At 40.3% G+C, this 24,153-nt stretch carries 24 protein-coding genes; 9 read left to right on the top strand and 15 right to left on the bottom strand.

The annotated features are described in order from the left end of the window. Positions 1–3: 3 nt before the first annotated feature. Positions 4–2,322 carry an aerobic respiration two-component sensor histidine kinase ArcB gene (gene arcB, locus PISS_RS03185; RefSeq protein ID WP_058154214.1) on the bottom strand — a complete coding sequence of 773 codons (2,319 nt, stop codon included), beginning with the start codon at positions 2,320–2,322 and terminating at the stop codon, positions 4–6. Positions 2,323–2,529: 207 nt separating this feature from the next. On the opposite strand from arcB, the gene folE2 reads away from it, so the two are divergent. The 4 genes from folE2 to PISS_RS03165 all read left to right on the top strand — a co-directional run bounded on the left by folE2 (position 2,530) and on the right by PISS_RS03165 (position 5,929). Continuing rightward, the gene (gene folE2 / locus PISS_RS03180) at positions 2,530–3,450 is read left to right on the top strand and encodes a GTP cyclohydrolase FolE2 (protein ID WP_058154213.1); all 921 of its coding nucleotides are present in this window, start codon (positions 2,530–2,532) and stop codon (positions 3,448–3,450) included. A gap of 102 nt (positions 3,451–3,552) precedes the next feature. After that, on the top strand, positions 3,553–4,149 hold the full coding sequence (locus PISS_RS03175; RefSeq protein WP_058154212.1) for a DUF2726 domain-containing protein: 597 nt from the start codon (positions 3,553–3,555) through the stop codon (positions 4,147–4,149). A 109-nt stretch (positions 4,150–4,258) separates the two neighbouring features. After that, positions 4,259–4,966, top strand: a complete 708-nt coding sequence (gene mtnN, locus PISS_RS03170; protein WP_016900621.1) for a 5'-methylthioadenosine/S-adenosylhomocysteine nucleosidase — start codon at positions 4,259–4,261, stop codon at positions 4,964–4,966. Further along, positions 4,967–5,929, top strand: coding sequence for a cobalamin biosynthesis protein CobD/CbiB (locus PISS_RS03165; protein WP_058154211.1), 963 nt, complete (start codon positions 4,967–4,969; stop codon positions 5,927–5,929). Positions 5,930–5,968: 39 nt separating this feature from the next. Here the strand turns inward: PISS_RS03165 and tyrS are convergent, their stop codons facing one another. Next, a complete protein-coding gene (gene tyrS, locus PISS_RS03160; protein WP_058154210.1) occupies positions 5,969–7,168 on the bottom strand; it encodes a tyrosine--tRNA ligase in 1,200 nt (399 codons plus the stop codon). A 490-nt stretch (positions 7,169–7,658) separates the two neighbouring features. On the opposite strand from tyrS, the gene PISS_RS03155 reads away from it, so the two are divergent. After that, positions 7,659–8,972: a peptidoglycan DD-metalloendopeptidase family protein gene (locus PISS_RS03155; RefSeq protein WP_013464133.1), complete on the top strand. Its 1,314-nt coding sequence runs from the start codon at positions 7,659–7,661 to the stop codon at positions 8,970–8,972. An 82-nt stretch (positions 8,973–9,054) separates the two neighbouring features. Here the strand turns inward: PISS_RS03155 and PISS_RS18870 are convergent, their stop codons facing one another. From PISS_RS18870 to PISS_RS03135, 5 genes are all read right to left on the bottom strand, one after another. Next, complete coding sequence (locus PISS_RS18870) at positions 9,055–9,231, bottom strand: hypothetical protein (protein WP_013464132.1); 177 nt, start codon at positions 9,229–9,231, stop codon at positions 9,055–9,057. Between the two features lie 56 nt (positions 9,232–9,287). Then, positions 9,288–10,259, bottom strand: a complete 972-nt coding sequence (locus PISS_RS03150) for an aldo/keto reductase (protein WP_016900618.1) — start codon at positions 10,257–10,259, stop codon at positions 9,288–9,290. A gap of 136 nt (positions 10,260–10,395) precedes the next feature. Further along, a complete protein-coding gene (locus PISS_RS03145; protein ID WP_013464130.1) occupies positions 10,396–11,526 on the bottom strand; it encodes a sodium ion-translocating decarboxylase subunit beta in 1,131 nt (376 codons plus the stop codon). A 14-nt stretch (positions 11,527–11,540) separates the two neighbouring features. Continuing rightward, entirely contained in the window at positions 11,541–13,322 is a 1,782-nt protein-coding gene (gene oadA, locus PISS_RS03140; protein ID WP_016900617.1) for a sodium-extruding oxaloacetate decarboxylase subunit alpha, read from the bottom strand. A 12-nt stretch (positions 13,323–13,334) separates the two neighbouring features. After that, the gene (locus PISS_RS03135) at positions 13,335–13,580 is read right to left on the bottom strand and encodes an OadG family protein (protein ID WP_013464128.1); all 246 of its coding nucleotides are present in this window, start codon (positions 13,578–13,580) and stop codon (positions 13,335–13,337) included. Positions 13,581–14,102: 522 nt separating this feature from the next. Between PISS_RS03135 and PISS_RS03130 the strand changes: the two genes are divergently transcribed. The 3 genes from PISS_RS03130 to PISS_RS03120 all read left to right on the top strand — a co-directional run bounded on the left by PISS_RS03130 (position 14,103) and on the right by PISS_RS03120 (position 15,151). After that, positions 14,103–14,276: a DUF1328 domain-containing protein gene (locus tag PISS_RS03130; RefSeq protein WP_002961939.1), complete on the top strand. Its 174-nt coding sequence runs from the start codon at positions 14,103–14,105 to the stop codon at positions 14,274–14,276. Positions 14,277–14,322: 46 nt separating this feature from the next. Beyond that, positions 14,323–14,514, top strand: coding sequence for a hypothetical protein (locus PISS_RS03125; RefSeq protein ID WP_013464127.1), 192 nt, complete (start codon positions 14,323–14,325; stop codon positions 14,512–14,514). Positions 14,515–14,683: 169 nt separating this feature from the next. Next, a complete protein-coding gene (locus PISS_RS03120; protein WP_058154209.1) occupies positions 14,684–15,151 on the top strand; it encodes a YcxB family protein in 468 nt (155 codons plus the stop codon). A gap of 55 nt (positions 15,152–15,206) precedes the next feature. On the opposite strand, the gene csrA is transcribed toward PISS_RS03120, so the two are convergent. The 6 genes from csrA to PISS_RS03090 all read right to left on the bottom strand — a co-directional run bounded on the left by csrA (position 15,207) and on the right by PISS_RS03090 (position 21,597). Then, positions 15,207–15,398, bottom strand: coding sequence for a carbon storage regulator CsrA (csrA, locus tag PISS_RS03115; RefSeq protein WP_004587515.1), 192 nt, complete (start codon positions 15,396–15,398; stop codon positions 15,207–15,209). Between the two features lie 90 nt (positions 15,399–15,488). Next, complete coding sequence (locus PISS_RS03110) at positions 15,489–16,706, bottom strand: aspartate kinase (RefSeq protein WP_058154208.1); 1,218 nt, start codon at positions 16,704–16,706, stop codon at positions 15,489–15,491. A gap of 6 nt (positions 16,707–16,712) precedes the next feature. Further along, positions 16,713–19,313 (bottom strand): alanine--tRNA ligase, encoded by a 2,601-nt coding sequence (gene alaS, locus PISS_RS03105; protein WP_013464125.1) that lies wholly within the window; start codon positions 19,311–19,313, stop codon positions 16,713–16,715. A 19-nt stretch (positions 19,314–19,332) separates the two neighbouring features. Beyond that, complete coding sequence (locus PISS_RS03100) at positions 19,333–19,785, bottom strand: regulatory protein RecX (RefSeq protein ID WP_024601253.1); 453 nt, start codon at positions 19,783–19,785, stop codon at positions 19,333–19,335. Next, positions 19,785–20,573, bottom strand: coding sequence for a BPSS1780 family membrane protein (locus PISS_RS03095; protein WP_008465956.1), 789 nt, complete (start codon positions 20,571–20,573; stop codon positions 19,785–19,787). The genes PISS_RS03100 and PISS_RS03095 overlap by 1 nt, the downstream gene beginning before the upstream one ends. Before the next feature lie 400 nt (positions 20,574–20,973). Further along, positions 20,974–21,597, bottom strand: a complete 624-nt coding sequence (locus PISS_RS03090) for a GTP cyclohydrolase II (RefSeq protein WP_008465954.1) — start codon at positions 21,595–21,597, stop codon at positions 20,974–20,976. 232 nt (positions 21,598–21,829) lie between these two features. Between PISS_RS03090 and PISS_RS03085 the strand changes: the two genes are divergently transcribed. Continuing rightward, positions 21,830–22,927 carry a TonB family protein gene (locus PISS_RS03085; RefSeq protein ID WP_058154207.1) on the top strand — a complete coding sequence of 366 codons (1,098 nt, stop codon included), beginning with the start codon at positions 21,830–21,832 and terminating at the stop codon, positions 22,925–22,927. A 40-nt stretch (positions 22,928–22,967) separates the two neighbouring features. Here the strand turns inward: PISS_RS03085 and PISS_RS03080 are convergent, their stop codons facing one another. After that, entirely contained in the window at positions 22,968–23,420 is a 453-nt protein-coding gene (locus tag PISS_RS03080; protein WP_058154206.1) for a low molecular weight protein-tyrosine-phosphatase, read from the bottom strand. 66 nt (positions 23,421–23,486) lie between these two features. Beyond that, complete coding sequence (locus tag PISS_RS03075) at positions 23,487–24,140, bottom strand: glutathione S-transferase family protein (protein WP_028834387.1); 654 nt, start codon at positions 24,138–24,140, stop codon at positions 23,487–23,489. Between the last annotated feature and the right edge of the window lie 13 nt (positions 24,141–24,153).

Here is a 24,153-nt window from a genome sequence, read left to right as displayed (position 1 = left end):
TTATTACTCTAATTGCTGTAAAAATAAATGAAGGGCCTGTTGTCCTTCATTTATTTTATCTGTTAACTCCTCAAGCCACACAGCTAACACTTCGTCACTTTGCTCCAGCGCCCCATGCTCCATTTGCTTTGCATGCAACTGAACATCATTAAGACCCACCGAACCAGCGGCACCTTTTAATTTGTGCGCAACCGATTTGTACTCTTCTCTATCAGCAGCGTTTAACGAAGCTAATAGCTCTTGTTGGTACTGCGGATTTAGCTTTGCGAACAACTGGCTACTGCGTTTAAATACTTCAACGCCCATCGAATTTACAAAGTCTTCAATGGTTTCAACATCCAACAAGTCAGTATTAATTTGATTTAATAACGCTTGATTGACCACTCGTTGAGGAGCCTCGGTTAGCGCTTGCTTAATGCCAAAGAGTTCAGCGAGCATATTATCTAACTTGCTTGTGTTTATTGGTTTAGCTAGTGCGCCTTGAATAGATATACCCTCAAGCTCTTCTTCAGCACTGCGAACATTGGCCGTTAATGCCACTATTGGTAGCTGATCAAAATGACTTTGAGCGCGAATTTGTCTTGCTACTTCGTCACCATTAATATCAGGCAACTGCATATCAAGTAATACTAAATCTAAGTCATCTTCAGTTTCGACAAACGATAAAGCATCTTCCCCCGTTTCAGCCCACAGCACTTCGTGTCCACGTTGCTCTAGTAGGTTAGTAGCAATTTCAGCATTAAGTGGCACATCCTCCACTAATAAAATATATAAGCTACGGCCAACATAACTATGTTCGGTAGGTGCACTACATAAATTCAGCGGAATTTGTACCGTAAAGCAGCTGCCCTCTCCTGGGGTACTATTAACCGTTATTGTGCCTTTCATTGCGCTTACTAACGCTTTGGTGACAGCTAAGCCAATACCTGAACCTATGGCATTGGTGCCTTTAAGATCTGGCGCTTTATAGTACATGTCAAAAATGCGTGTTAGTTGCTCTTGTGGAATACCTTCACCGGTATCGAGTATTTTAATAATAAGCCAAGGGCCATCTTCACGGTTTTCTCTGGCACAATCTAAGATTACGCTCCCTTGTTGAGTAAACTTAACGGCGTTATTAATTAAGTTCCACACCACTTGGCGTAAACGAGTCGGGTCAAGCAAAGCATATATGTCAAGCATGCCAGAACGCTTCACTTCAAACGAAAGCTCTTTTTGCTCAGCAATAAGGCCTGCAAAGTTAACTACATCGTTGATAAAGTCCGAAACATTAATTTCGTTGGCGGCAATATCTAACTGCTCACGGTCAATTTTATCTAAATCTATAATATCGTTGAATATGTTACCTAGCGTTTCGGCGCTTGAAAACACGGTATTACACCAACTGCGTTGCTGTTTGTTTAATTCGGTATCCAGTAGCATGCGCGTTAAGCCCACAATACCATTAAGCGGTGTGCGTAACTCATGGCTTAATGTGGCAATAAATTTCCCTTTATCTTTATAAGCTGTTTCCAGTGCCTGCGCAGCTTCTTTACGACTGGTTATATCACGGCCAAACGCAAGTAAACCAATGTAATCCCCTTGTTCATTAATAAAGGGAAGTTTACGCAATTCAAACCACCTAATTTCACCGTTTACTGAGTACTCCACATCTATAGTTAAACCTTGGTGCGTACGCTCAACCTGCTCATCGGTTCTGAGTACTTCTGATAAAAAGTGGCTTGGGAATATTTCTTCTGCGGCTTTACCAATAAGTTCGCCACTGGTTTTGCCCATTACCTCTTCAAACATTTTATTACAACCGGCAAACACCCCGTTGTTATCGCGGTAATAAAATAAATCCGGCGAGGAGTCTACTATTGAGCGCAGTAACATGCCTTGCTGTGCGAGTTCTTGTTGTGTTTTTTTACGCTCTGCAATTTCACGCCTAAGCTCTTCTATTGCTCGGTGTTTGGCATGAAAAGCCATTTTACGTTCGTCAATTTCAATATTTAAGCGGTTAATATTGTCTTTGAGGGTTTGATTTAAAAGCTTCTCTTGTTTTGTGGCACTATCTAAATAAGCATAAGAGGCATCAAGTTGCCGAATAGAGTTTAATAATATGCTGATAACTAAAGGAGAAACAACCGAGGTAAAAAATACCACGGCGAGTATATCAACCAAGTTTACTTCGCCTATGGCAACGTAATAAAACATACTTGATAAAACCAGCGATATTGTTAGTAATAATGCATAGCAAATAGCAGCAGTTTTAAACTCACCAAAACGAGTTATTGAACTGGAAAGAACTCGAACCCACGGGTTCAAAGAAGAATCAGTCATATATCAGTTTTTCTCTTAGCTAAATGCTTAGGGTCTGTTGACCTTTCAAGGTTAAAGGCTAATTTTAGCATTTTCTATCAGCTATTTTCATGTTGTGCGACAAAAACAATAAAATTTCATGTTTGGTGTTATTTGCTGCATTTCAGCAAATCTTTATTTAGTGTAAAATGCGGCGTTTTAAATATTGCAAATAACGAGTAACGTATCATGCAAAAAACTATGCCAGATATTGCTAACACGGCTGCCGCATTACAAACAGGTAAATTAGACTGGGTAGGTATGGGCGATATAGAGCTGCCTTTTATTTTTGAATCTCTTGATTTAGCTCCAGTTACCGTTAATGCAAAAGCACGCGCCTTTGTTAATTTACACAAAGAAGATGCTAAAGGCATTCATATGTCGCGACTATTTTTAGCGTTGGATCACCTCTCAACTGAGCAACAGGTCAATCCACAAACCTTAGCACAAGCCTTAGATACCTTTATCACCAGTCATGAAGGCTTAAGTGATAAAGCACACATTGAATTTAAATTTGAATTGCCGCTACGCCGTAAGTCATTACTTAGTGGTAAAGCAGGTTGGAAAAGCTATCCCATTGTACTTACCAGCACTATAAATCAAGGCGTTATTAGTTTTGAGCTCAGCGTTGATGTGACTTATTCATCAACTTGCCCCTGCTCTGCAGCACTGGCTCGCCAATTAATTCAAAACGCATTCAGCGAAAAGTTTTCTCAAGAAACACTCACTCAATCAGAAGTTTTAGAGTGGCTTGGAACAACTCAAGGCATTGTAGCAACCCCGCATTCACAGCGTTCAATTGCTAATGTTAAAGTTAAATTAGCAAATAACATTAAACAGTTTGATGTGGTTAACTTAATAAACTTACTAGAAGGTGAGCTAAAAACACCAGTACAAGCTGCGGTAAAACGTGAAGACGAACAAGAGTTTGCTCGCTTAAACGGTCAAAATTTAATGTTTTGTGAAGACGCAGCACGAAAAATTAAAACGACGTTAGAGTCAAAAGAGTTTAGCGATTACTTCCTGCAAATTAACCATTATGAGTCTTTACATGCTCATGATGCAGTTGCGATTGCCGTAAAAGGTATTGAAGGCGGTTATAAAGCATAATAGTGCTCATCCCCATTCGTTAATAAAACAACCATAACAACTATTTAGGCACATAAATTGCTTTAGAAAAGCAGTGTCAATTTGTTGTTATGGAGTTACCGTATGGAATTCGCTTTATTATTAATATTAGTGCTAGTTGTTGGGGCATCTGTCGTTGCGTCAAAATTTAATGATGACGGCGGAAACCCTTATCCTTTTACTCGTAAGCAAAGTGTATTTACCCAAGTAGAAGGAGCGTTTCTGAATTTATTAGAGCGCGCTGTTGGCGATCAATATAAAATTGTTAGTCGCGTTAAACTAATCGATGTGATTGACTGTAAACAAGGCCTGTCTGTCAAATCTAAACGTGCGGCAATGACTAAAGCAAAAAATAAGCAGCTCGACTTTGTTTTAGTAGATAAAGAAAAAATGACCATAGTGGCTGCGGTTGACTTAGTTAATAACGCCAATAAAGATGGCCACAAAGCACAGCGCGACTGGTTTGTTAATGGCGCATTGGAAGCCGCAGGTATTCCACATATTCGTATGAAAGTGAAGGCAGGCTACCGCCCAAGCGAAGTACGCGATGCAATTATGTTTAAATTAGGTAAGCCAGCGGCATCTAAACCTTCACGACCTACGCGTGCTAGAGTTCATAAACCGGCGGTACTGTCTCCTTCTCAAGCAAAGGCACAATCAACAGCCCTTGCTGAAATATAATCAATAAGTTTATAAAGTGCGGGCTTTTTAAGCTCGCATTTTTGTTTGTTTTACCCCACGTTATTTTTTGCAGTATAATCATCGTATTCAAACTCAGGAATTTAACACTATGAATGTTGGTATTATTGGCGCAATGGAGCCAGAAGTTAAAATTTTGCGCGAGGCGATGCAAAATCCACAAGTTTTAACCAAGGCTGGTTTTACTTTTTACACAGGCGAGCTTGCAGGCAATACCGTCACTTTAGTGCAATCAGGTATTGGTAAAGTCGCTTCGACAATCGCAACCACATTACTTATCGATAACTTCAATCCAGATTGTGTTATTAACACTGGCTCTGCCGGTGGATTCGACCCATCACTAAACGTTGGCGATGTAGTAATTTCATCTGAAGTACGTCATCACGATGTTGATGTAACAGCGTTTGGTTACGAAATTGGCCAAGTACCACAAATGCCAGCAGGTTTTACTGCTCACCCTAAACTTGTAGAAGCAGCCGAGCAAACAATTGCACAAATTAGTGAAGTAAAAACCCTTGTTGGTTTAATTTGCACTGGCGACTCGTTTATGTGCGACCCTGTTCGTATTGAAAAAGCACGCAGTGACTTCCCTACAATGCTAGCAGTAGAGATGGAAGGTGCATCAATTGCGCAAACGTGTTTTGCACTTAATACACCATTTGTTGTTATTCGCTCAATGTCTGATATTGCAGGCAAAGAGTCGCCGCAATCATTTGAAGAATACTTAGAAACAGCCTCTATAAATTCATCAAAAATGGTCGTAGCTTTACTTGAGAAATTAACGGCGGTTACGCTGTAAATGCTCAATAATATTGTTCAAAATCATTTGGACTTTATTGTATTTATTTGTGCGCTCCTTGCTGAGCGCTTTTTACCTTTAGTAAGTTGGTATCACCCTAACCACATACTCTCTGCTATTTTTAGCGCTATAAGCCAGCGTATTTATAAAAAAACAGACACCAAGCAATATCATTATTTAGCAGCCTCAATGGCAAGTACGCTTATACTTAGTACTGTGCTTATTATTGTAGTTTTACTGCTTCAGCTTGCCTTTTACCCCGAGCTGTTATCAGGTCTTATTTTATATTTATGCCTAGAAAACAGTAGCCTGAATAAAAAAGCGATACGCATAGCTAGGCTAGTCAAAAAAAATCAAAAATCGACAGCACGCGAATTATTAAAGCCACTAGTAGCCCGTGAAGTTAATGCACTTTCAAGCCCCGGGATCATTAAAGCCATTATGGAAAGTGTCATACTTAGAACGGCGCGTCATTACTTTGTGGTAATTTTCATATTTTTAGTATTGGGCCCCGTCGCCGCTCTCGCCTATCGTTTAATCACTCTAATTCAACAGGCGTGGCGAAGTGATATAGCCCCTAACAGCTCTTTTTTGATGCCGCTTAAACTGGTTCTTTTTATTGTTGAGTACATTCCCATACGTTTACTCGCGCTGACAATTGCCTCACTAAAGGCCAGTAAAAAAAGCATGCATTATATTAAGCATTATGGCCGACACTTTTATCAAACCAATACAGGCTGGTTACTTAGTGTATGTTCTGCATCTTTGGGGGTTCAACTTGGTGGGCCTGCTATTTATAATACACAGCGTTTTAATAAAATGCGTGTCGGTGTAGAGCGTCTTCCCAACGCCGATGACGTACCACAACTACTCAATACACTTAACCAAACTCGCTTTTTTTGGCTTCTGATTATTATTAGCGTTGAAATTATTAAGGCTGTTCTCGTTTTTAAGTTCGCATAAAAAAACCAGCCGTAGCTGGTTTTTATAATGTCCGCAGTTTTAAGCTACGGTGATATTTGCAAATTTGCGTTTACCTACTTGGTAAATAGCCGTTGTGCCTTTTACAATTTCCAATTTGGTATCTGTAATTTTGTCCTCGCCGTTAAGCTTTACAGCACCTTGTTTGATCATCCTCATGGCCTCTGAGGTACTCGCCACTAAGCCCGCTTCTTTAAGTAAGTTAGCGATTAAAATTGACTCATCATCAATATTAACTGTCAGCTCAGGGATTTCATCTGGCAAGGCTTTTTTCTGAAAACGCTGGATGAAGTCATCATGAGCAGCTTGCGCATCAGCTTCACTGTGAAAACGCGCAATTAGCTCTTTAGCTAATTCAATTTTAATATCGCGCGGGTTAGTGCCCTGCTCTACACGCTGTTTTTGCGCTGCAATTTGCTCAATAGAAAGGCTACTTAGCAAATCGTAGTAACGCCACATGAGTACGTCACTAATTGACATGATTTTACCGAACATATCTGAAGGTGTATCAGTAATACCAATATAATTACCGAGTGACTTCGACATTTTCTGAACGCCGTCAGTTCCCTCAAGTAAAGGCATCATTAATACTGTTTGTGGTTTTTGACCTTCATCTTTTTGCAGCTCACGACCCATTAATAGGTTAAAACGCTGATCGGTGCCGCCTAGCTCAACATCTGACTCTAATGCGACTGAATCCCAGCCTTGCACCAGTGGATACAAAAACTCATGAATCGCAATCGATTGACCGCCAGCATAGCGCTTTTTAAAATCATCACGCTCAAGCATACGCGCCACAGTTTGACGCGCGGCTAATTTTATCATCCCCGCAGCGCCTAATTTCTCCATCCATGTAGAGTTAAAAGCGACGGTTGTTTTAGCCGGGTCTAAAATTTTGAACACCTGCTCTTTATAGGTTTCGGCGTTGGCAAGCACGTCATCACGTGTAAGTGGTTTACGGGTCACATTTTTGCCCGTTGGATCACCAATCATACCGGTAAAATCACCAATTAAAAAAATAACCTCATGACCTAAATCTTGAAAGGTTTTCATTTTATTAATGAGTACAGTGTGACCTAGGTGTAAATCTGGAGCCGTAGGATCAAAACCAGCTTTAATTTTTAGCTTTTTCCCCGACTTTAATTTTTCAACCAACTCATCTTCAATTAATATCTCTTCTGCACCGCGTTTTATCTCTGCTAGAGCGGTTTGTAAATCCACTGTGTGTTACTCCAAAAAATTCTGACAACGAAGGGGTGTAATATGCTCACGGTTTATTGCTAGCGCGTTATCACAAAGCAAATAAAACTATTTAGCTAACATAACAAATTTCCACCTAATTAGAACAACTTTTTTAACTAATCGCAGCACCAACTAAAATGCAGGGTGTACGTTCTAAAAGGGGATATAAACGAGCGATTAATAATACGCCAAAAGTGTTTATCACAAACTAAAAACAGTTTACAAATTAATCACTTCTCGTAATTAAACCGTTTTATAAGCTAATTTAACATTATGATGAAAAAGCAAAGTATCCAAGAATATAAAATAGTGTAACAGTTCAACTTTAAACACAAACAGCCTGAATACCCTATGATTTTAGCCTAATTTAACTCGAGTTTAAATCTACAAAATACTAGTATTCACAGATTATTCGTTATATCCTGCAATATAACCTATTTATTATCTTGACAGCAGAAAAAGGCACGTTATGGTTCACGTGGTTAACACGCTCCCCAAAAAACACAAAATGCTTATTCTAGGTTTGGTTTCTGCTATTGTTGCCTTAGCCTTTCTTCCTTCTGAAAAAGCCACTGCATCCAAAGACAATAGTGAAAACACACTAGAAATTGGTAAGCGCTATGAATTACAAATTAAAGTAGGTGAGAACGAAAAACTCACAGACCTAAATTCAGAGCAGGCAGCACAAAAACTTCCAGAATATGATTTTGTCGATCACCAAGTTAAAAATGGTGACAACTTAGCAATTATTTTTAAGCGTGCCGGTTTTTCTGCGCAAACGCTGCATAAACTTGTAAACACCAACGCTGAAACACGTAAGCTAACTAAAATTCACCCAGGTGAAACGTTAAGCTTTGCTACCGCCGAAGACGGTTCATTAGCTCAATTACGCTACGTTATTTCTAAAACGGATACGCTATTCGTCACACTTAATGACGAAGGCCAATACGACACCTCAATTGACAGCAAAGAAATAGAAACACTGAGCAAAACAGCCGGTGGGGAAATTTCAAGTAGCTTTTGGACCTCTGCAATTGCAGCAGGTTTAAGTGAACGCCAAATCATGAACTTTGCCGATATATTTGGTTGGGATGTCGATTTTGCTAACGACATTCGCAAGGGTGATGAATTTGGCTTAATTTATGAGTCTCATTTTGTTGACGGTGAGTTTATTGGCACCGGTAAAATTATTGCTGCTGAATTTATAAACCAAGGTGAGCGTTACACCGCTATTCGTCACACAGACGGTAACTTTTACACCCCTGAAGGCCGTAGTATGAAAAAAGCCTTTTTGCGTGCGCCTGTTAATTTCAAATATATTAGTTCAAGCTTTAACCCTCGCCGCCTACACCCTGTTACAGGACAAGTGAAAGCACATCGCGGCATTGATTACGCTGCACGCACAGGCACGCCAGTTGTATCATCGGGTAATGGTAAAGTAATTAAAGCAGGCTATAGCAAATATAATGGTAATTACGTATTTATTAGCCATGGTACTCAATATGTTACTAAGTACTTACACCTTAACAAGCGCTTAGTCAGAACGGGGCAAAAGGTAAAACAGGGAGAAAAAATAGGTACTGTTGGCTCAACTGGTCGTGTAACCGGTGCGCATTTACATTATGAGTTTTTGGTTAACGGCGTTCACCGTAACCCTAAAACCGTAAAACTACCTAAGTCTGAACCATTACCTCGTTCAGAGCTTGCTAAATTTAAGCCTATTGCTGATAACTTTATCGCACAACTAGAGCGTAATCGTGAGCTACAACTAGCACTTAGATAACCACTTCACTGATTAAATAAAAAAAGCCTTTGTTGGGGTTACCCGCAAAGGCTTTTTTGTGTGTGATATTTAAGTTTCAAACTTAATTTACAAGTACATAAATTAGCTGCACAACCAAAGATATCATGACTAATGGCCAAATATACTTGCTGTATTTGGTAGCACCCTCTAGCCCCATTTTACTTTGGTACTTTTCTAGCAAAGGAATAATGATCACCAAAGCAATCACTAAGCTAATTAAAATGACAAATATATTCATATCAACACCTTTGTATTATACCAATTCGTTTAAATAATATTGAAACGGGTATTAACTTACGGCAAAGCGCAGCCTTTCGCGCTAATATATAACTCATACCAATGCTCTCGACTTAAGTTAATATTAATTGCATCACTCGATGCCTTAATACGATCTACATTAGTTGTGCCTATAATTGGCTGAATCGATGCAGGATGGCGAAGTAGCCATGCCAATACAATAGCTTCTGCACTTGTGCCATATAAAACGGCAAGCTTACTAACTAAAATACTCGTGTTTACATCCGCTTGTGACGCTTTTGATAGGTCACCGCCTGAGTATAAACCTTGGCACAAACTGCCCCAACTCTGAATTTGAATGTCATGCTCACGACAATACTCAACACACCCTGGGGTAAAGTTAATATCTTTACCATCGGCATTACCTACATAAATGCCCTCATCAACCCACTGATGTTTTTGTAAACTGGCCTCTATTTGATTTGCCACAATTGGCATATCTAAAGCGCGCTGCAAAAACCTTATTTGATGTTGAGACATATTAGAAACTGCAAAATGACGCACTTTGCCACTTTCTTTTAAACAGCTAAATATTTGCGCAACTTCCTCCACCTCCATTAATGGATCGGGGCGATGCAACATTAGCACATCTAAGTAGTCGGTATTTAATCGTTTAAGTGAGCCCTCAACAGAACGCTCAATCCAATCAGCAGAAAAATCATAACGCTGCGGGTTTTTCTCATCAGCAAAGCGAATACCACACTTAGACTGAATATACATTTGTTCTCTGAGCTCAGGACGTTCAGCCAACGCTTTACCAAAAACGTGCTCAGCTTTGCCTAAGGTATAAATATCAGCGTGATCAAAAAAGTTAATCCCGCTTTCAAATGCTGCGTCTATACATGAATGAGCTTGCTTTAAGTGCCCACTGTTGATGGCGTCTTTATTCCAAGCACCTCCTAAACCCATACAACCAAATACAAGCTTACTAACCTTGGGTAAATATTTTGCCAGCGGAGTGTGTAACATTTGACAGCCCTTTTAAAAAATGAAGAGTGATTACTTTAAACAAAAAACCCTATACAAGAAACCGCTTAATCTAAAACATTAAATTTTAGGCAAAAAAAAGCGCAGTAAACTGCGCTAATGGTTGGATTAAATATTACTAGCCAACAAGTGCTAATAAAATACCTGCAGCAACAGCACTTCCCAGTACGCCAGCTACATTAGGCCCCATGGCATGCATCAGTAAAAAGTTGTGCGGGTTATTTTCAAGACCGACTTTATTAACTACACGAGCCGCCATAGGAACAGCCGATACACCCGCTGCACCAATTAATGGATTAATTGGGGTTTTTGAAATTTTATTTAAGCCTTTTGCCATAAATACACCTGAGGCCGTACCAATAGCAAACGCCATTGCGCCCAGCACTAAAATACCAATGGTTTCCACTGTTAAGAACTGCTCGGCAGCAAGCTTAGAGCCTACCGCTAGTCCTAGAAATATGGTGGTTATATTAATAATTTCGTTTTGAGCACTGTTACTTAGCCTATCGACCACACCCGACTCACGCATTAAGTTACCTAAACAAAACATACCAACCAGTGGAATGGCGGCTGGTAAAAAGAGCGCAGTTAAAGTGAGTACCATCAGCGGAAAAATAATTTTTTCCTTTTTTGATACTTTACGCAGTTCTGGCATTTGAATTTTACGTTCTTCAGGCGTTGTAAACGCACGCATGATAGGCGGCTGAATAATAGGAACCAACGCCATGTACGAGTACGCAGCCACTGCTATAGCACCTAATAAATCAGGTGCCAGCTTTGACGCTAAAAAGATAGCGGTTGGCCCATCAGCGCCACCAATAATGGCAATTGCTGACGCATCTTGTAAACTAAACTCAAACCCTGGAATAAAGTTAAGTAAAATAGCCCCAAATAAGGTAGCAAAAATACCAAACTGCGCCGCAGCACCTAATAACAACATACGCGGATTTGCAATTAAGGCACTAAAGTCAGTGAGCGCGCCCACTCCCATAAATATTAATAACGGAAAAATTCCGGTATCAATACCTACATAGTAAACATAATAAAGTAAGCCACCAGGGTCAGATAAGCCCGCCACAGGAATATTAGTTAAAATAGCCCCAAAACCAATGGGCAGTAATAGTAGCGGCTCAAAGTTTTTAACTATAGCTAAAAATAATAACAAACAACCAACGGCAATCATGATCAGCCCAGGAAATGTAAAGTTAGCAATGCCTGTGGCATGCCAGAGGTTTAAAATACCATCCATCCTCTAATTACTCCTTAAGCTAATGCAATCATTGCATCGCCGGTTGACACTGAATCACCTTCAGAGACAAGCACGTCTGCAATTGTACCGGTATGCATGGCGCGTACTTCGGTTTCCATTTTCATGGCTTCCATAATAATCACCACATCACCTTCATTTACTACCTGACCTGGCTTTACTTTAATTTTAAAGATATTACCGGCAAGTGGCGCATTAAGAGTTTCACCTGAAGCAACTGATGCCGACTGTGGAATATGCTCAGAGTCTTTTAGCGTCACCTCTTTAAGCTCACCGCCTTGAGCAACCACGACATCGTATACTTTGCCATCTACTTTAACGCTGTATTGCTCAGCCTTAACGCCTTTATTGTTTGCCGCTGATTTTTCAGGTGCTTTATTGGAGCTATCATCAGCGCTAGGAACAGGTTCAAATGCGTCAGGGTTATTGCGGTTTTTAATAAACTTCAAACCAATTTGTGGGAATAAGGCATACGTGAGCACATCATCAATTTGCTCATCAGCAAGCGTTAAGCCTTGCTCTTGCGCAAGTTTACTTAATTCAGCCTCAAGCGTTTCAAGTTCAGGTTTGATCACATCTGCAGGGCGACAGGTAATTGCTTCGCTGCCATCAAGTACACGCTCTTGTAACTCTTTATTCATAGGAGCAGGTGTTGAACCATACTCACCTTTTAATACGCCCGCGGTTTCTTTGGTGATGGTTTTATAGCGCTCGCCAGTAAGCACATTAAGTACTGCCTGAGTACCAACAATTTGCGAGGTCGGTGTAACTAATGGAATAAAGCCCAAATCCTCACGCACCCGTGGAATTTCAAGTAATACTTCGTTTAGTTTATCAGCAGCGCCTTGCTCTTTAAGCTGATTTTCCATGTTAGTTAACATACCACCTGGCACTTGGGCTAATAAAATTCGGCCATCAACACCTTTTAAACTGCCTTCAAACGCAGCGTACTTTTTACGTACGTCTCTAAAGTAAGCTGCAATTTCTTCAAGGTGGTTTAAATCAAGCCCAGTATCACGCTCAGTACCTTCCACGATTGCAGCAATTGTTTCAGTTGCTGAATGACCATAAGTCATACTCATAGACGATACAGCCGTATCGAGCATATCAATACCGGCATCAATCGCTTTTTGATACGTTGCGGTACTTAAACCCGTTGTTGCATGACATTGCATGGCAATAGGAATTGAAACCGTTTCTTTTAAGCCTTTAATCAGTTTTTCTGCATCGTAAGGCTTAAGCAATCCCGCCATATCTTTAATACAAATTGAATGACAACCTAATTCTTCAAGCTGCTTAGCAAGTGTTAGCCACATATCCAATGTGTGTACCGGGCTTACTGTGTAAGAAATCGTACCTTGGGCATGCGCGCCTACTTTAACCGCCGCTTTTATGGCAGTTTCTAAGTTACGTACATCATTCATGGCATCAAAAATACGAAATACGTCTACGCCATTTTTGTGTGCGCGCTCAACAAACTTTTCAACAACGTCATCAGCATAATGGCGATACCCCAATAAGTTTTGACCGCGAAGTAACATTTGCTGGGGTGTATTTGGCATCGCCTTTTTAAGCGCGCGAATACGCTCCCAAGGATCTTCGCCTAAATAACGAATACATGAGTCAAAGGTAGCCCCACCCCAAGACTCTATAGACCAATAACCTGCGTCATCAATTTTTTTTGCAATAGGTAACATGTCGTCTAATCGCATGCGGGTAGCTAAAAGCGACTGATGTGCGTCTCGAAGTACGAGTTCTGTTATTTTTAATTTAGCCATTGGTATGCTCCTCTAATTATTATTTGTTTTGTACTGAGCAATGGCAGCACTAATTGCAGCGATGTGCTCATTTGGCACACCTTGAGATTTAAAAGATGGTGTTCTCTGTGATACTTCAAGTTCTGGCTGAGAAAATTTGCTAGCCAGCTTAGACATAACTGTCACTGCACCAATCAATAAAGAAAGAAATACAAACACACCCACCATACCGGTTAGCATTAAATTGCCTGCAGTTGTGAGCAAAGCCCCTATATCCATAATTCTCCCCTGTTCAAAACTGAATACATAAAAAACCAGTTTATTTAAATAAATATTCACCAATAGTAACAAAAACTATTCTTTTGTCTACACATTGTAAATTGGTAAAACCAATTAATCTAAAAGTAACATATCACCAATAAGGTTAACACCATCTAAAATAGCTTATTTAACCTATACATATAGATGGTAAAAATGTTCGTTATAAACAAAGAATATATAAAAACCATAATATTCTGTAAAAACACATAAAAATATACCTAATGAGCTAATCCAATAAAAACTGCCAAAAAAAATGCTAATTGGTCTTACCAAAATAACGACTGTAAAAACTATTTATTATCTCATCAGACACCACTGTGAATAAGTTACAGATAAAACCGTAAAAATTACCAACCTAATATAAAGCCAAACTCAAAAATACAAGTTAAACCATTGATTTAAAACAAAATAAAATACTGGCACATTACTCGCTTATATAAAAACAACACTTTAACACTTAGATAAATCAAGGAGATGACAATGTTACGCTGGACAATTACATTTTTGGTGATCGCACTAATCGCAGCCGTTTTAGGATTTGGTGGTATTGCAGGAGCCGCAGCAGGAATTGCTAAAATCATATTTTTTATCTTTTTAGTTTTACTGGTTATTTCACTTGTCTCTGGCGCTTTACGTGGTAAAAGCCCCAGGTAGATAAGAAACAACGAAATTTTTAAATTTATATACAAGGAATTACATTATGAAATCATCAACACTTAAAGCAGCAGCTATTGGCCTATTCGCAAGTGCATTTATTATGGGTTGTGAAGACAATCATGCAGAAGAAGCCGGTGAACGCATCGACGAAGCCGTGACAGATGTTCAAAATAAAGTAGAAGATGCTTGTGAAGAAGTAAAAGAAGGTGTCAACGCTGAAGAAACAAATTGCTAATTCAGCCCCTTTTTAAAAAGCGACCATTTGGTCGCTTTTTTTGTGTTTAGTACTAGTCGCCAAGTTGCTACCCATTAATTATAAACTCTGAACTATTAATTCTTTTTAAGCTGCGCATTTGCCACATAGCTTGCTAAAATGATAAAAAATAGCTTTTAAGTATAGATGCATGGTATTTACGACAACCTATAAACTCGATAAACCTTACTTTTATGAATGCTTCGACCAATCGCTGCCTTATAGTAAACGCGCGCAACCTAAATATTTTTTATTAGCACTGCTTGTTGCATTGGGATTATTTGGTATTTATGGTTTAGGAGATCATTACCTAGGTACATTTTTGCTGATGCTAGCCCTACTCGAATGCATCGCCTTTTACTATCGCCGCCCATGGTGGGTTACCAGGCAAATGCTAAGCAGAGCGTCTGGTTCTGAAGTCACTCTCACCTTCGACGAAGACGGAATAAAATCAACCAATCATTACAAAAATTACCAGTTAGCTTGGCACGACATTAACGAAATAATTACCACCGATTGCGGGCTACTGTTAAAAAGTAAAAGCGGTATGCAATACATTTCTAAGGCAATACTCGACGAAGAAACGATTGATTTTATAAACAAAAAAGCCACTCAATGAGTGGCTTTTACAAATGTCATAGTTATATTAACTAGCACATTTTATACTATGTTGATTAAGCATTGCCCGGATTAGGGTTAGACTTTTCAGCTTGTATGCGCATGTAAATTTCTTCACGATGAACTGATACGTCTTTAGGTGCGTTAACACCGATACGAACTTGATTTCCTTTAACACCTAGAACAGTAACGGTTACTTCGTCACCAATCATAAGGGTCTCGCCTACTCTACGAGTTAGTATTAGCATTCTCTTGCTCCCATGTTCCAATAAAATTATAAGATTCCGCACAAACATTTTAATTAAAATTAGACTAAAAAGTAAGTAAAAACTCTCAATCTATTCATTTTCTGTTAAAAATGTCTTATGTAATGCACGAACAGCCAGCTCTAGGTATTTTTCATCTATTAAAACTGAAATTTTGATCTCTGAGGTGGCAACAAACATCACATCAATGTTTTCTTGTGCTAGCGAATCAAAAAATAAACTCGCTACCCCGGAATGAGATTTCATCCCCATACCCACCGCTGACACTTTCGCCACATTGGTCAATCCGTCAATTGCATGTGCGTCAAATTGCTGTTGCTCAGCCGTTAACAAATCAAGTGCGTTTAAGTAATCATTTAAATGCACAGTAAAAGCATAGTCGACTTTTTCAACTTTATGATTAATTTGATTAATCATATCTATTTCGATGCCATTATCAGCAAAAAGTTTCAAAACTTTTGCAAGATGTTTGGTGCCTTGCGGCATTCCATGCACCTTAATTAAGCACTCATCTCGATTAAATGCAATACCCGATACGACATTGCTTGTCACGTCGCTCTCCTCAAAACTAATTAACGTGCCTTCATCGGGTTTAAAGCTAGATAACACCCGCAGAGGAACATTGTGTTTACCAGCAGATTCTACAGAGCGAATATGTAATACTTTAGCGCCTAAACTTGCCAGCTCAAGCATTTCAGCAAAGGTAACATGACTTAAACGTCGTGCGTTAGGTTCCACACGCGGGTCTGTAGTATATACGCCATCAACATCGGTATAGATCTGACACTCATCGGCTTTTATTGCACCAGCAATTTCAACCGCTGAGGTATCGGTGCCACCACGGCCAAGCGTGGTCACGTTGCCCTCAATATCGCGCCCCTGAAAGCCGGCAATAATAGCAATACGGTTATGTTCAAGTTCATGTTTTAAACGCGTTGCCGCAACTTCTTCTACACGGGCTTTACCGAACATGTTATCGGTTAATATATTCACTTGATCGGCTAGTAAGCTTACCGCTGAATGGCCGCGTTTAATAATGGCCATCGCTAATAAAGCGATAGAGACTTGTTCACCGGTACTCAGTAATACATCGAGTTCACGACTACTCGGGCGAGAGTCGATTTGTTTGGCAAGATTAATTAAGCGATTGGTTTCTCCCGACATTGCCGAAAGCACCACCACCACTTGGTGGCCTTGTTGCTTGGTTTTAACAACAAGGTCGGCGACCGCTTCAATACGCTCTATTGAGCCTACCGAAGTGCCGCCAAATTTTTGAACTATAAGTGCCACTTAAGCTTAAGTACGCTCAGTTAACCAAGCTGTTACGCTATCAAGTGCTGCAGTTAAATTTTGTGGCTCAGAACCACCCGCTTGCGCCATATCTGGACGACCGCCGCCTTTACCACCGACTTGGCCTGCCATGTGATTAACTAACTCACCCGCTTTTACTTTGCCAGTTAAGTCTTTAGTTACACCCGCAATTAGGCTTACTTTGTCGCCGCTGGCAACACCTAAGGCAATAACACCTGAGCCAATTTTATTTTTAAGGTCATCAACCATACCGCGAAGCGCTTTTGATTCTGTGCCCTCAACGTTGGCCACTAACAGTTTAACCCCGTTAATTTCAACCACTGAATCAAGTAACGATGCACCTGCCGCACTGGCTAGTTTATCGTTAAGCTGGGCAACTTGTTTTTCAAGCCCTTTCGACTTTTCAAGCAAGGCAGTTACTTTTTCAAGCACTGACGCATTGTCACCTTTTACAAGCGCTGCAACATCAGCTAATTGTTGCTCTTGCTCGCTTACATAAGCAATTGCCTCTGCACCTGTTACCGCTTCAATTCGACGAACACCAGCAGCAATACCGCTTTCAGATACAATTTTGAATAAACCAATGTCACCCGCACGCTCTACGTGTGTACCACCACAAAGCTCGATTGAGTAGTCACCAATAGTCACAACGCGTACTTCGTCATCGTACTTTTCGCCAAACAGCGCCATTGCACCTTTTGCTTTAGCATCATCAATTGCCATTAGCTCAGTGTTAAGAGCAAAGTTACGACGAATTTCGTCATTCACTACGCGCTCAATTTCGCGCAGTTCTTGTTTAGTCACCGCTTCAAAATGTGAGAAGTCAAAACGCAGACGATCTGGCTGCACAAGTGAACCTTTTTGCGATACGTGCTCACCTAAAAGCTGACGCAGTGCTTCATGCAAAATATGCGTAGCGGTGTGGTTTTTCTTAATACTGTCACGGCGCGCATCGTCAATAGTTGCATCCACTTTATCGTTAACGCCAATACGCCCTTGAACTGTTCCATGGTGAGCAAAAGCATTACCCAGTTTAGTGGTATTAGTCACCACAAACTCACCGCCGGCTACTGTGATTGTTCCGCTATCACCAATTTGGCCGCCTGATTCAGCGTAAAACGGAGTACGGTCTAAAACAATAATACCTTGTTGACCATCTTCAAGTAATGATACAGCTTCGCCACCAGCAAAAATTTCTACCACTGTGCCACTGTAATGAGTGCTATCGTAGCCTTTAAAGTCAGTGTGCTTGTCTGATTTTAATTGGTCATTGTAATCAGCCCCAAACTTACCCGCTTGTTGCGCAGTTTTACGTTGTACTGCCATGCATGCTTCAAAACCTTGATGGTCAATCGTCATCTGGCGCTCACGCGCAACATCGGCTGTTAAATCAGCAGGGAAACCATAGGTATCGTAAAGCTTAAATACTAAGTCACCCGGGATCACATCCCCGGTTAAATCACTTAAGCTTTCTTCTAAAATAGCTAAACCACGCTCAAGCGTTTTACCAAACTGCTCTTCTTCAATACGTAGTACTTTTTCAATAATTTCTTGTTGCTTAGCAAGCTCTGGGTACGCTTGACCCATTTGCTCAATAAGTGCAGCAACCAATTTATAGAAAAACGCGCCTTTAGCACCTAACTTATTACCGTGACGTACTGCACGACGAATAATACGACGCAATACATAACCACGGCCTTCATTTGATGGCATAACCCCATCTGAAATTAAAAATGCACACGAACGAATATGATCGGCTACCACGCGAAGTGATTTATCATCCATATCTTGTGCATTGGTAACGCTTGCAGCGGCCGCAATTAAGCCTTGGAATAAGTCGATTTCGTAGTTTGAATGCACACCTTGTAAAATAGCTGAAATACGCTCAAGGCCCATACCTGTATCAACAGATTGCTTAGGAAGTGGCTCCATAGTCCCGTCGCTTTGACGGTTGTATTGCATAAATACTAAGTTCCAAATTTCAATGAAACGGTCACCATCTTCTTCAGGTGTGCCCGGAGGACCGCCCCAAATATGCTCGCCATGATCATAAAATATTTCAGAACATGGACCACAAGGACCCGTATCACCCATAGACCAAAAGTTATCGCTCGTTGCAATACGAATAATACGATCTTCAGGTAAGCCTATATCGTTAGCCCAGTAGCCAAAGGCTTCTTCGTCATCATGGTAAATGGTTACTAACAGCTTTTCTTTTGGTAGTTTTACAACCTCAGTTAAAAACTCCCAAGCAAATTTAATTGCATCTTGCTTAAAGTAATCACCAAAGCTGAAATTACCTAGCATTTCAAAAAAGGTATGGTGACGTGCTGTGTAACCTACGTTTTCTAAATCGTTATGTTTACCACCAGCACGCACACAACGCTGCGAACTGGTTGCGCGTGTGTAAGGGCGGCTTTCAGCGCCTAAAAATACATCTTTAAATTGCACCATACCGGCATTATTAAATAACAACGTGGCATCGTTACCCGGTATAAGCGAACTAGAAGGAACAACTTGGTGTTGCTTGCTGGCAAAAAAGTCTAAAAACTGTTGCCTAATTTGTGCGGTAGTCATATGCTGCATGTGAAAGTCTCACCTGTATTTACTGTGCTTGCATTGCAAAATTTATTTGATCATAGCTAAATCCTCGATACATTAAGTAGCGCACGCGCTTAGCTTTTTCTTTGTACTCGAGGTTTGCCGGTGTCGTTGAATATTTTTTGTTGTACGCTTCCTGCGCGAGCTCAAACCAATCTATTTCCAGCTCTTCAATCACTGTTTCAAGCAGTGCTCTATCAATCCCTTTGCTCATGGCCTCACTTTGAATTCGCTTTAAGCCATGGCATTTAAATATGTGCTTTCTTACAAACCCTTCACAGTAACGCTGCTCGTTAATAAAATTGTGCTTTTCGCACCAATCAAGCAGGTTTTCTATGAACTCGTCGGTTGCTTCTCTTTGCTGTAACTTTTGGGTTAACTCTCGGCGCGAATACTCTTGCCTTCCTAGTAACCAAAGCACATAGTTTTTTAACTTTTGTTTTAACGTATCATCCATTAAGCGTCAAAGCGCCCGCTTTGCTCGCTACTTAAAGGCTTAATGTTACTGTCATCACTTGGTGGCACAACGGGCATAAAAATAGCCTGATAAGAAACAAAGAAACTAATGTAGCAAATTGGCATTAAAATCAACAGCGGTAGTAGCGATAAGAACATCGACACCACAATTAATAATGCGCAAATAATACCATAAACACTCAATGGTAAAATATTATAATAAAACACCATAAACGAACTTTTTAAGGCATTTAAAATACGTTGTTCTTTATTAAAGTAAACCAGCGGTACCGCATAGGCAAACGAAGTAAAGTATATCGACAGCGCAATTAAAAACAGTGCCACATTGGCAAACGAAATACTCTCAAGCATTTGGCTAATTGCTGTATTAGGATCTAAGTCAGGCTGCGTCATAACCGCCATCGCATCGGCAAATAACCCATTGGCGAGCAGCGCAATTAAAATACCGGCACCCATTTGATAAAGCGCTAAGCGAAATAAGCCTAACCGATTTCCTTTTGCTGAAAAGGGCTTCAAAATGTCGGCTAACATAATTTTTCCGCCTTGCTGCTTGGTAAGCACGGCTTGATAAAAACCAGCGGTTAAAAATGGTGTAGCCAATGCTGCGACTATTTGTAATAACGGCAAAAATAAAGACAACAAGCCAACAATGCCAATAAACAAGTGCATAAAGATAAAGGTTAATGGCTGAGTTTTAAAAATTAGCCAACCCGCTTTAAACCATTTTAATGCCGCATCCGCTTTAAAAATTCGTAATTGTGTAGACATACTTGCTCTTAATTAAAACAAAACACGCCGAGTATAACTCGGCGTTGGTTGGTATTACATAGGTGGCGGCGATAAATGCCGTTAATATTAGGGTCTGTTGCCCTTTACGGATTAAAATTTGTTCAAACTAGGGGCGATTTAATCGCGGCGCGAGGTTTGTAACCTAGTGGGCTAAGTCAAAACCGAGCAAAGCTTCCGCGTCCTGCTCACGCCCCTTACCTACATCCATGTAGGCAACAAAGAGTAAATCGCCCCTAGGCAGAACCCTTCGGGCAGCGCCTGTTTGGCATTGATGCTGCGTTATCGCCTATTTATGGGGAATAACCACACCACATAGGCTCTGCCTTGCCTAAATACCAAACAGACTGCTGCAAATTTAACCTTGAAAGGTCAACAGACCCTAAGGTTTTTTAATTTTCTTAATATCTAGCATATGAGAGCCATGCTTAATTTTAGTCTCTAAATACGCCTTGTTACCTGAAAGCCCAGCTTTAATGTGTGCATGAGTGCCCACAACAGAGTCCACCTCTATGCCAGCATCTTTTAATGCGTTAAGCTTTTTAGGATTGTTAGTCATTAATTTTACATGCTTTAAATTGAGCGCATTGAGCATTAATACAGCATCCGAAAAATCACGTAAATCATCAGCAAAGCCCAAATGATTGTTGGCCTCGTAAGTGTTCATACCTTGTGACTGCAGTACATACGCATCAATTTTATTGTATAAACCAATACCACGCCCTTCTTGGCGTAAATAAAGTAAAATACCGCCTTGTTCGTGCATCATTTCAATACACTCATTTAACTGCTCACCGCAATCACAACGTGACGAGTGAAACACATCACCGGTTAAGCATTCAGAGTGCATACGAATAAGCGGAACATCTTGCTCGGTATCGGCGTTTTTAAACACTAACGCAACATGCTCTTGGCCATCTTTTAAGCCACTAAAGGAAATAATTTCTGCAGGAATATCACTATTTTTGCCAACATTAAGCTGGACTCTTGCTCTTACTTGCGCCACGACCAATCCAAATATTAAAAAACTACGACACGATAAAGTGATAATATCACAAAATAGGTTAAATACACCGTAGTACAAGACTGTTTATGGCAAATATATGGCGACGGTAGCGACTATTTTCAATCTTAAACCGCAAATATATTACTAGCGAGCGTTTACCTTGATTTACCTAAAGTGATGACATATACACAAGGATTTGCTAATTTGTTATCGACAAATAATAGGGATCATTATGAAATTAAACAAACTTGCATTACTGATGGGCTTAAGTTTATCTTTATTAAGCACCACGTCATTTGCCGAGCAAGCAAATAACGCTCAAACCGTTTTCAACGACGCGTATCAAAATTATTTAAATGCGATTAAAACCAAAGAAAATGTGCAACAAGCCGCGGAGCAGGCTTACACATTAGGTAAAACTGTTTACGGTGAAAATGCTGATAACACCGCAAACTTAGCGATTAACTATGCAAAATCAATTAATCGATACGGTAAACAGTGGATTGAAAAGCGTTTTTCGCTCTATCAACAAGCCTATACTATTTTAGTTAATAACCATGGTAAGCAATCGCCTGAAACCATTGATGCTTTAGTCGGTATGGCTAGTTTTGCCCCTTCTGCTCAAAAAGCGGATTATTATTTAGAGCAAGTGATAGCAATCGCAAACACACAAAACAACCCTAAGTTTGTGGCTGATATGAAACTAGAAGCGGCAACCATATTAGCTAATAAATTCAGCTATGAAAAATACCGAGAAGCTAAAAACTACCTAGAAGAAGCCGATGAGTATTATCTGGCTAACTTACCTAAAAACTCAGTTGAACAAATAAAAGCTGATTTTTTAATGGCGTCATTTGCGGAAGGTCGAAAAAGATACGACCAAGCAATTGAACGGCTTAATCGTGTAGTAAACGTGTTTGATGAAAGCTTAAGTTACGATCACAGCGCCGAGCTTACCGCACACTCAAGATTAATTGGCTTGTATGAAAAACAAGGCAAAAGTGATGAAGCCACCAAACACTGCATCGCGATTGCTAAAATGGTGCCGTGGAAAGAAAGCCAAGAGCAAACGCCGCTATACCGCGTTAACCCTAAATACCCTACAAACAAAGCGCGCTTTCGTAAAGATGGAAAAGTCGTTATGGAGTTTGAAGTGGATGAGTCTGGCTTTGTAAAAAATCCGCAAGTACTTAGTTCTGAAGGTGGCGTGGCCTTTGAAAAATCGGCAGTAGAAGCATTAGCGCAATGGCGTTATGCACCTAAGTTTGAACATGGAAAAGCCGTTGCAGCAACTTCCAAAGTACAGCTCGACTTTAAAGTAAACCGTTAATAACATACCAAAGGCGCGTTGAGCGCCTTTTTAGTTTATTCTACTTTAACTTAGCTAAAATGTTATCGCTGGCGGCCTCTATTAAATCAAGTACCTTTTCAAAGCCATCATCACCGCCATAGTAAGGATCGGGAATTGCGCTTTGTGTTTGCTCGCCATACTCTAAAAATAACGCCAACTTATATTGCAAATGCTCGGGGCAGCGTGCGGTTAGATCCGTCAGGTTTTGTTTATCGGCTGCTAAAATTAAATCAAACTCGCTAAAATCACTACTGCACACCTTGCGTGAAAAAATACCTTTAAAACTATAACCACGTTTCTCGCCAGCTTGCATAGAGCGTTTATCTGGCGGATTACCTTCATGATGACCAATAGTCCCAGCCGAGTCCACTAGCAAATCAATGCCTAACTCTTTAGCGCGAGCTTTTAATACCGCCTCAGCCGTCGGTGAGCGACAAATATTACCCAAACAAACAATCAGTACTTTTTTCAATGATAGCTCCTTTATTGTTTAAGATTTTGTAAAATAAGCGACATTCCAGTCACCAACATTAAAAAGCTACTTAAGCGAGGCTAATATTTTTTGCTCGCCTTCAAGCATTGTGTGCATGGCAGTCCCCTGTTTTACACGGCTATGCAATGCTGCAAGATTAGGCCAGCGCGACTCATCAAGTTGCTCACCACCATGCTCCATATTCATTAACTGGCAGCTCACAGCAATGTCGGCAAGGGTTAAGCTCTCGCCAACAAAAAACTCGTTATCCCCTAAATAACCTTCTAAATAATCAAATAAAGGCGGTAGTTTTTCATTTAATGCACTTTGCACTAAGGCTTCATCGGTTGGCTTTTGCATTGTGGGAGCAATAATACGTTGCTGAAACACCGTAAATGTTGCAAAAGGAGCCAGCTCGTAATCTGCGTATTTTTCTAACCAGCGAACGGCTGCACGTTGCTCTATAGTATCACCGAGTAAGGACGCTGAATTAGGGTATTTTTCATCAAGATATTGGCAAATAACGCTAGAATCCGCCAAACTTAACTCGTCGTCTTTTAGCGCCGGAATTCGCCCTAGAGGGTTCAGTTCTAAAAACCAATCAGGTTGATTAAACGGCGAGACTATTTCCAGTTTATAGTCGAGTTGTTTATGCGCTAAACATACACGCACTTTACGTACATAGGGAGAAAGCGGGACACCATAGAGAATTATGCTCATTGTGATTCCTATA

The organism is Pseudoalteromonas issachenkonii (assembly GCF_002310795.1).
GTDB lineage: Bacteria > Pseudomonadota > Gammaproteobacteria > Enterobacterales > Alteromonadaceae > Pseudoalteromonas > Pseudoalteromonas tetraodonis.
Note: the sequence above shows the minus strand (reverse complement) of the source record. Positions and strands in the feature narration are given on the sequence as shown.

Bases quoted from the DNA above. Each gene is read 5' to 3' on its own strand.
- arcB (WP_058154214.1), bottom strand. From the start codon at position 2,322: ATGACTGATTCTTCTTTGAACCCGTGGGTTCGAGTTCTTTCCAGTTCA.
- folE2 (WP_058154213.1), top strand. From the start codon at position 2,530: ATGCAAAAAACTATGCCAGATATTGCTAACACGGCTGCCGCATTACAA.
- PISS_RS03175 (WP_058154212.1), top strand. From the start codon at position 3,553: ATGGAATTCGCTTTATTATTAATATTAGTGCTAGTTGTTGGGGCATCT.
- mtnN (WP_016900621.1), top strand. From the start codon at position 4,259: ATGAATGTTGGTATTATTGGCGCAATGGAGCCAGAAGTTAAAATTTTG.
- PISS_RS03165 (WP_058154211.1), top strand. From the start codon at position 4,967: ATGCTCAATAATATTGTTCAAAATCATTTGGACTTTATTGTATTTATT.
- PISS_RS03155 (WP_013464133.1), top strand. From the start codon at position 7,659: ATGGTTCACGTGGTTAACACGCTCCCCAAAAAACACAAAATGCTTATT.
- PISS_RS18870 (WP_013464132.1), bottom strand. From the start codon at position 9,231: ATGAATATATTTGTCATTTTAATTAGCTTAGTGATTGCTTTGGTGATC.
- PISS_RS03150 (WP_016900618.1), bottom strand. From the start codon at position 10,259: ATGTTACACACTCCGCTGGCAAAATATTTACCCAAGGTTAGTAAGCTT.
- PISS_RS03145 (WP_013464130.1), bottom strand. From the start codon at position 11,526: ATGGATGGTATTTTAAACCTCTGGCATGCCACAGGCATTGCTAACTTT.
- oadA (WP_016900617.1), bottom strand. From the start codon at position 13,322: ATGGCTAAATTAAAAATAACAGAACTCGTACTTCGAGACGCACATCAG.
- PISS_RS03135 (WP_013464128.1), bottom strand. From the start codon at position 13,580: ATGGATATAGGGGCTTTGCTCACAACTGCAGGCAATTTAATGCTAACC.
- PISS_RS03130 (WP_002961939.1), top strand. From the start codon at position 14,103: ATGTTACGCTGGACAATTACATTTTTGGTGATCGCACTAATCGCAGCC.
- PISS_RS03125 (WP_013464127.1), top strand. From the start codon at position 14,323: ATGAAATCATCAACACTTAAAGCAGCAGCTATTGGCCTATTCGCAAGT.
- PISS_RS03120 (WP_058154209.1), top strand. From the start codon at position 14,684: ATGGTATTTACGACAACCTATAAACTCGATAAACCTTACTTTTATGAA.
- csrA (WP_004587515.1), bottom strand. From the start codon at position 15,398: ATGCTAATACTAACTCGTAGAGTAGGCGAGACCCTTATGATTGGTGAC.
- alaS (WP_013464125.1), bottom strand. From the start codon at position 19,313: ATGCAGCATATGACTACCGCACAAATTAGGCAACAGTTTTTAGACTTT.
- PISS_RS03100 (WP_024601253.1), bottom strand. From the start codon at position 19,785: ATGGATGATACGTTAAAACAAAAGTTAAAAAACTATGTGCTTTGGTTA.
- PISS_RS03095 (WP_008465956.1), bottom strand. From the start codon at position 20,573: ATGTCTACACAATTACGAATTTTTAAAGCGGATGCGGCATTAAAATGG.
- PISS_RS03085 (WP_058154207.1), top strand. From the start codon at position 21,830: ATGAAATTAAACAAACTTGCATTACTGATGGGCTTAAGTTTATCTTTA.
- PISS_RS03075 (WP_028834387.1), bottom strand. From the start codon at position 24,140: ATGAGCATAATTCTCTATGGTGTCCCGCTTTCTCCCTATGTACGTAAA.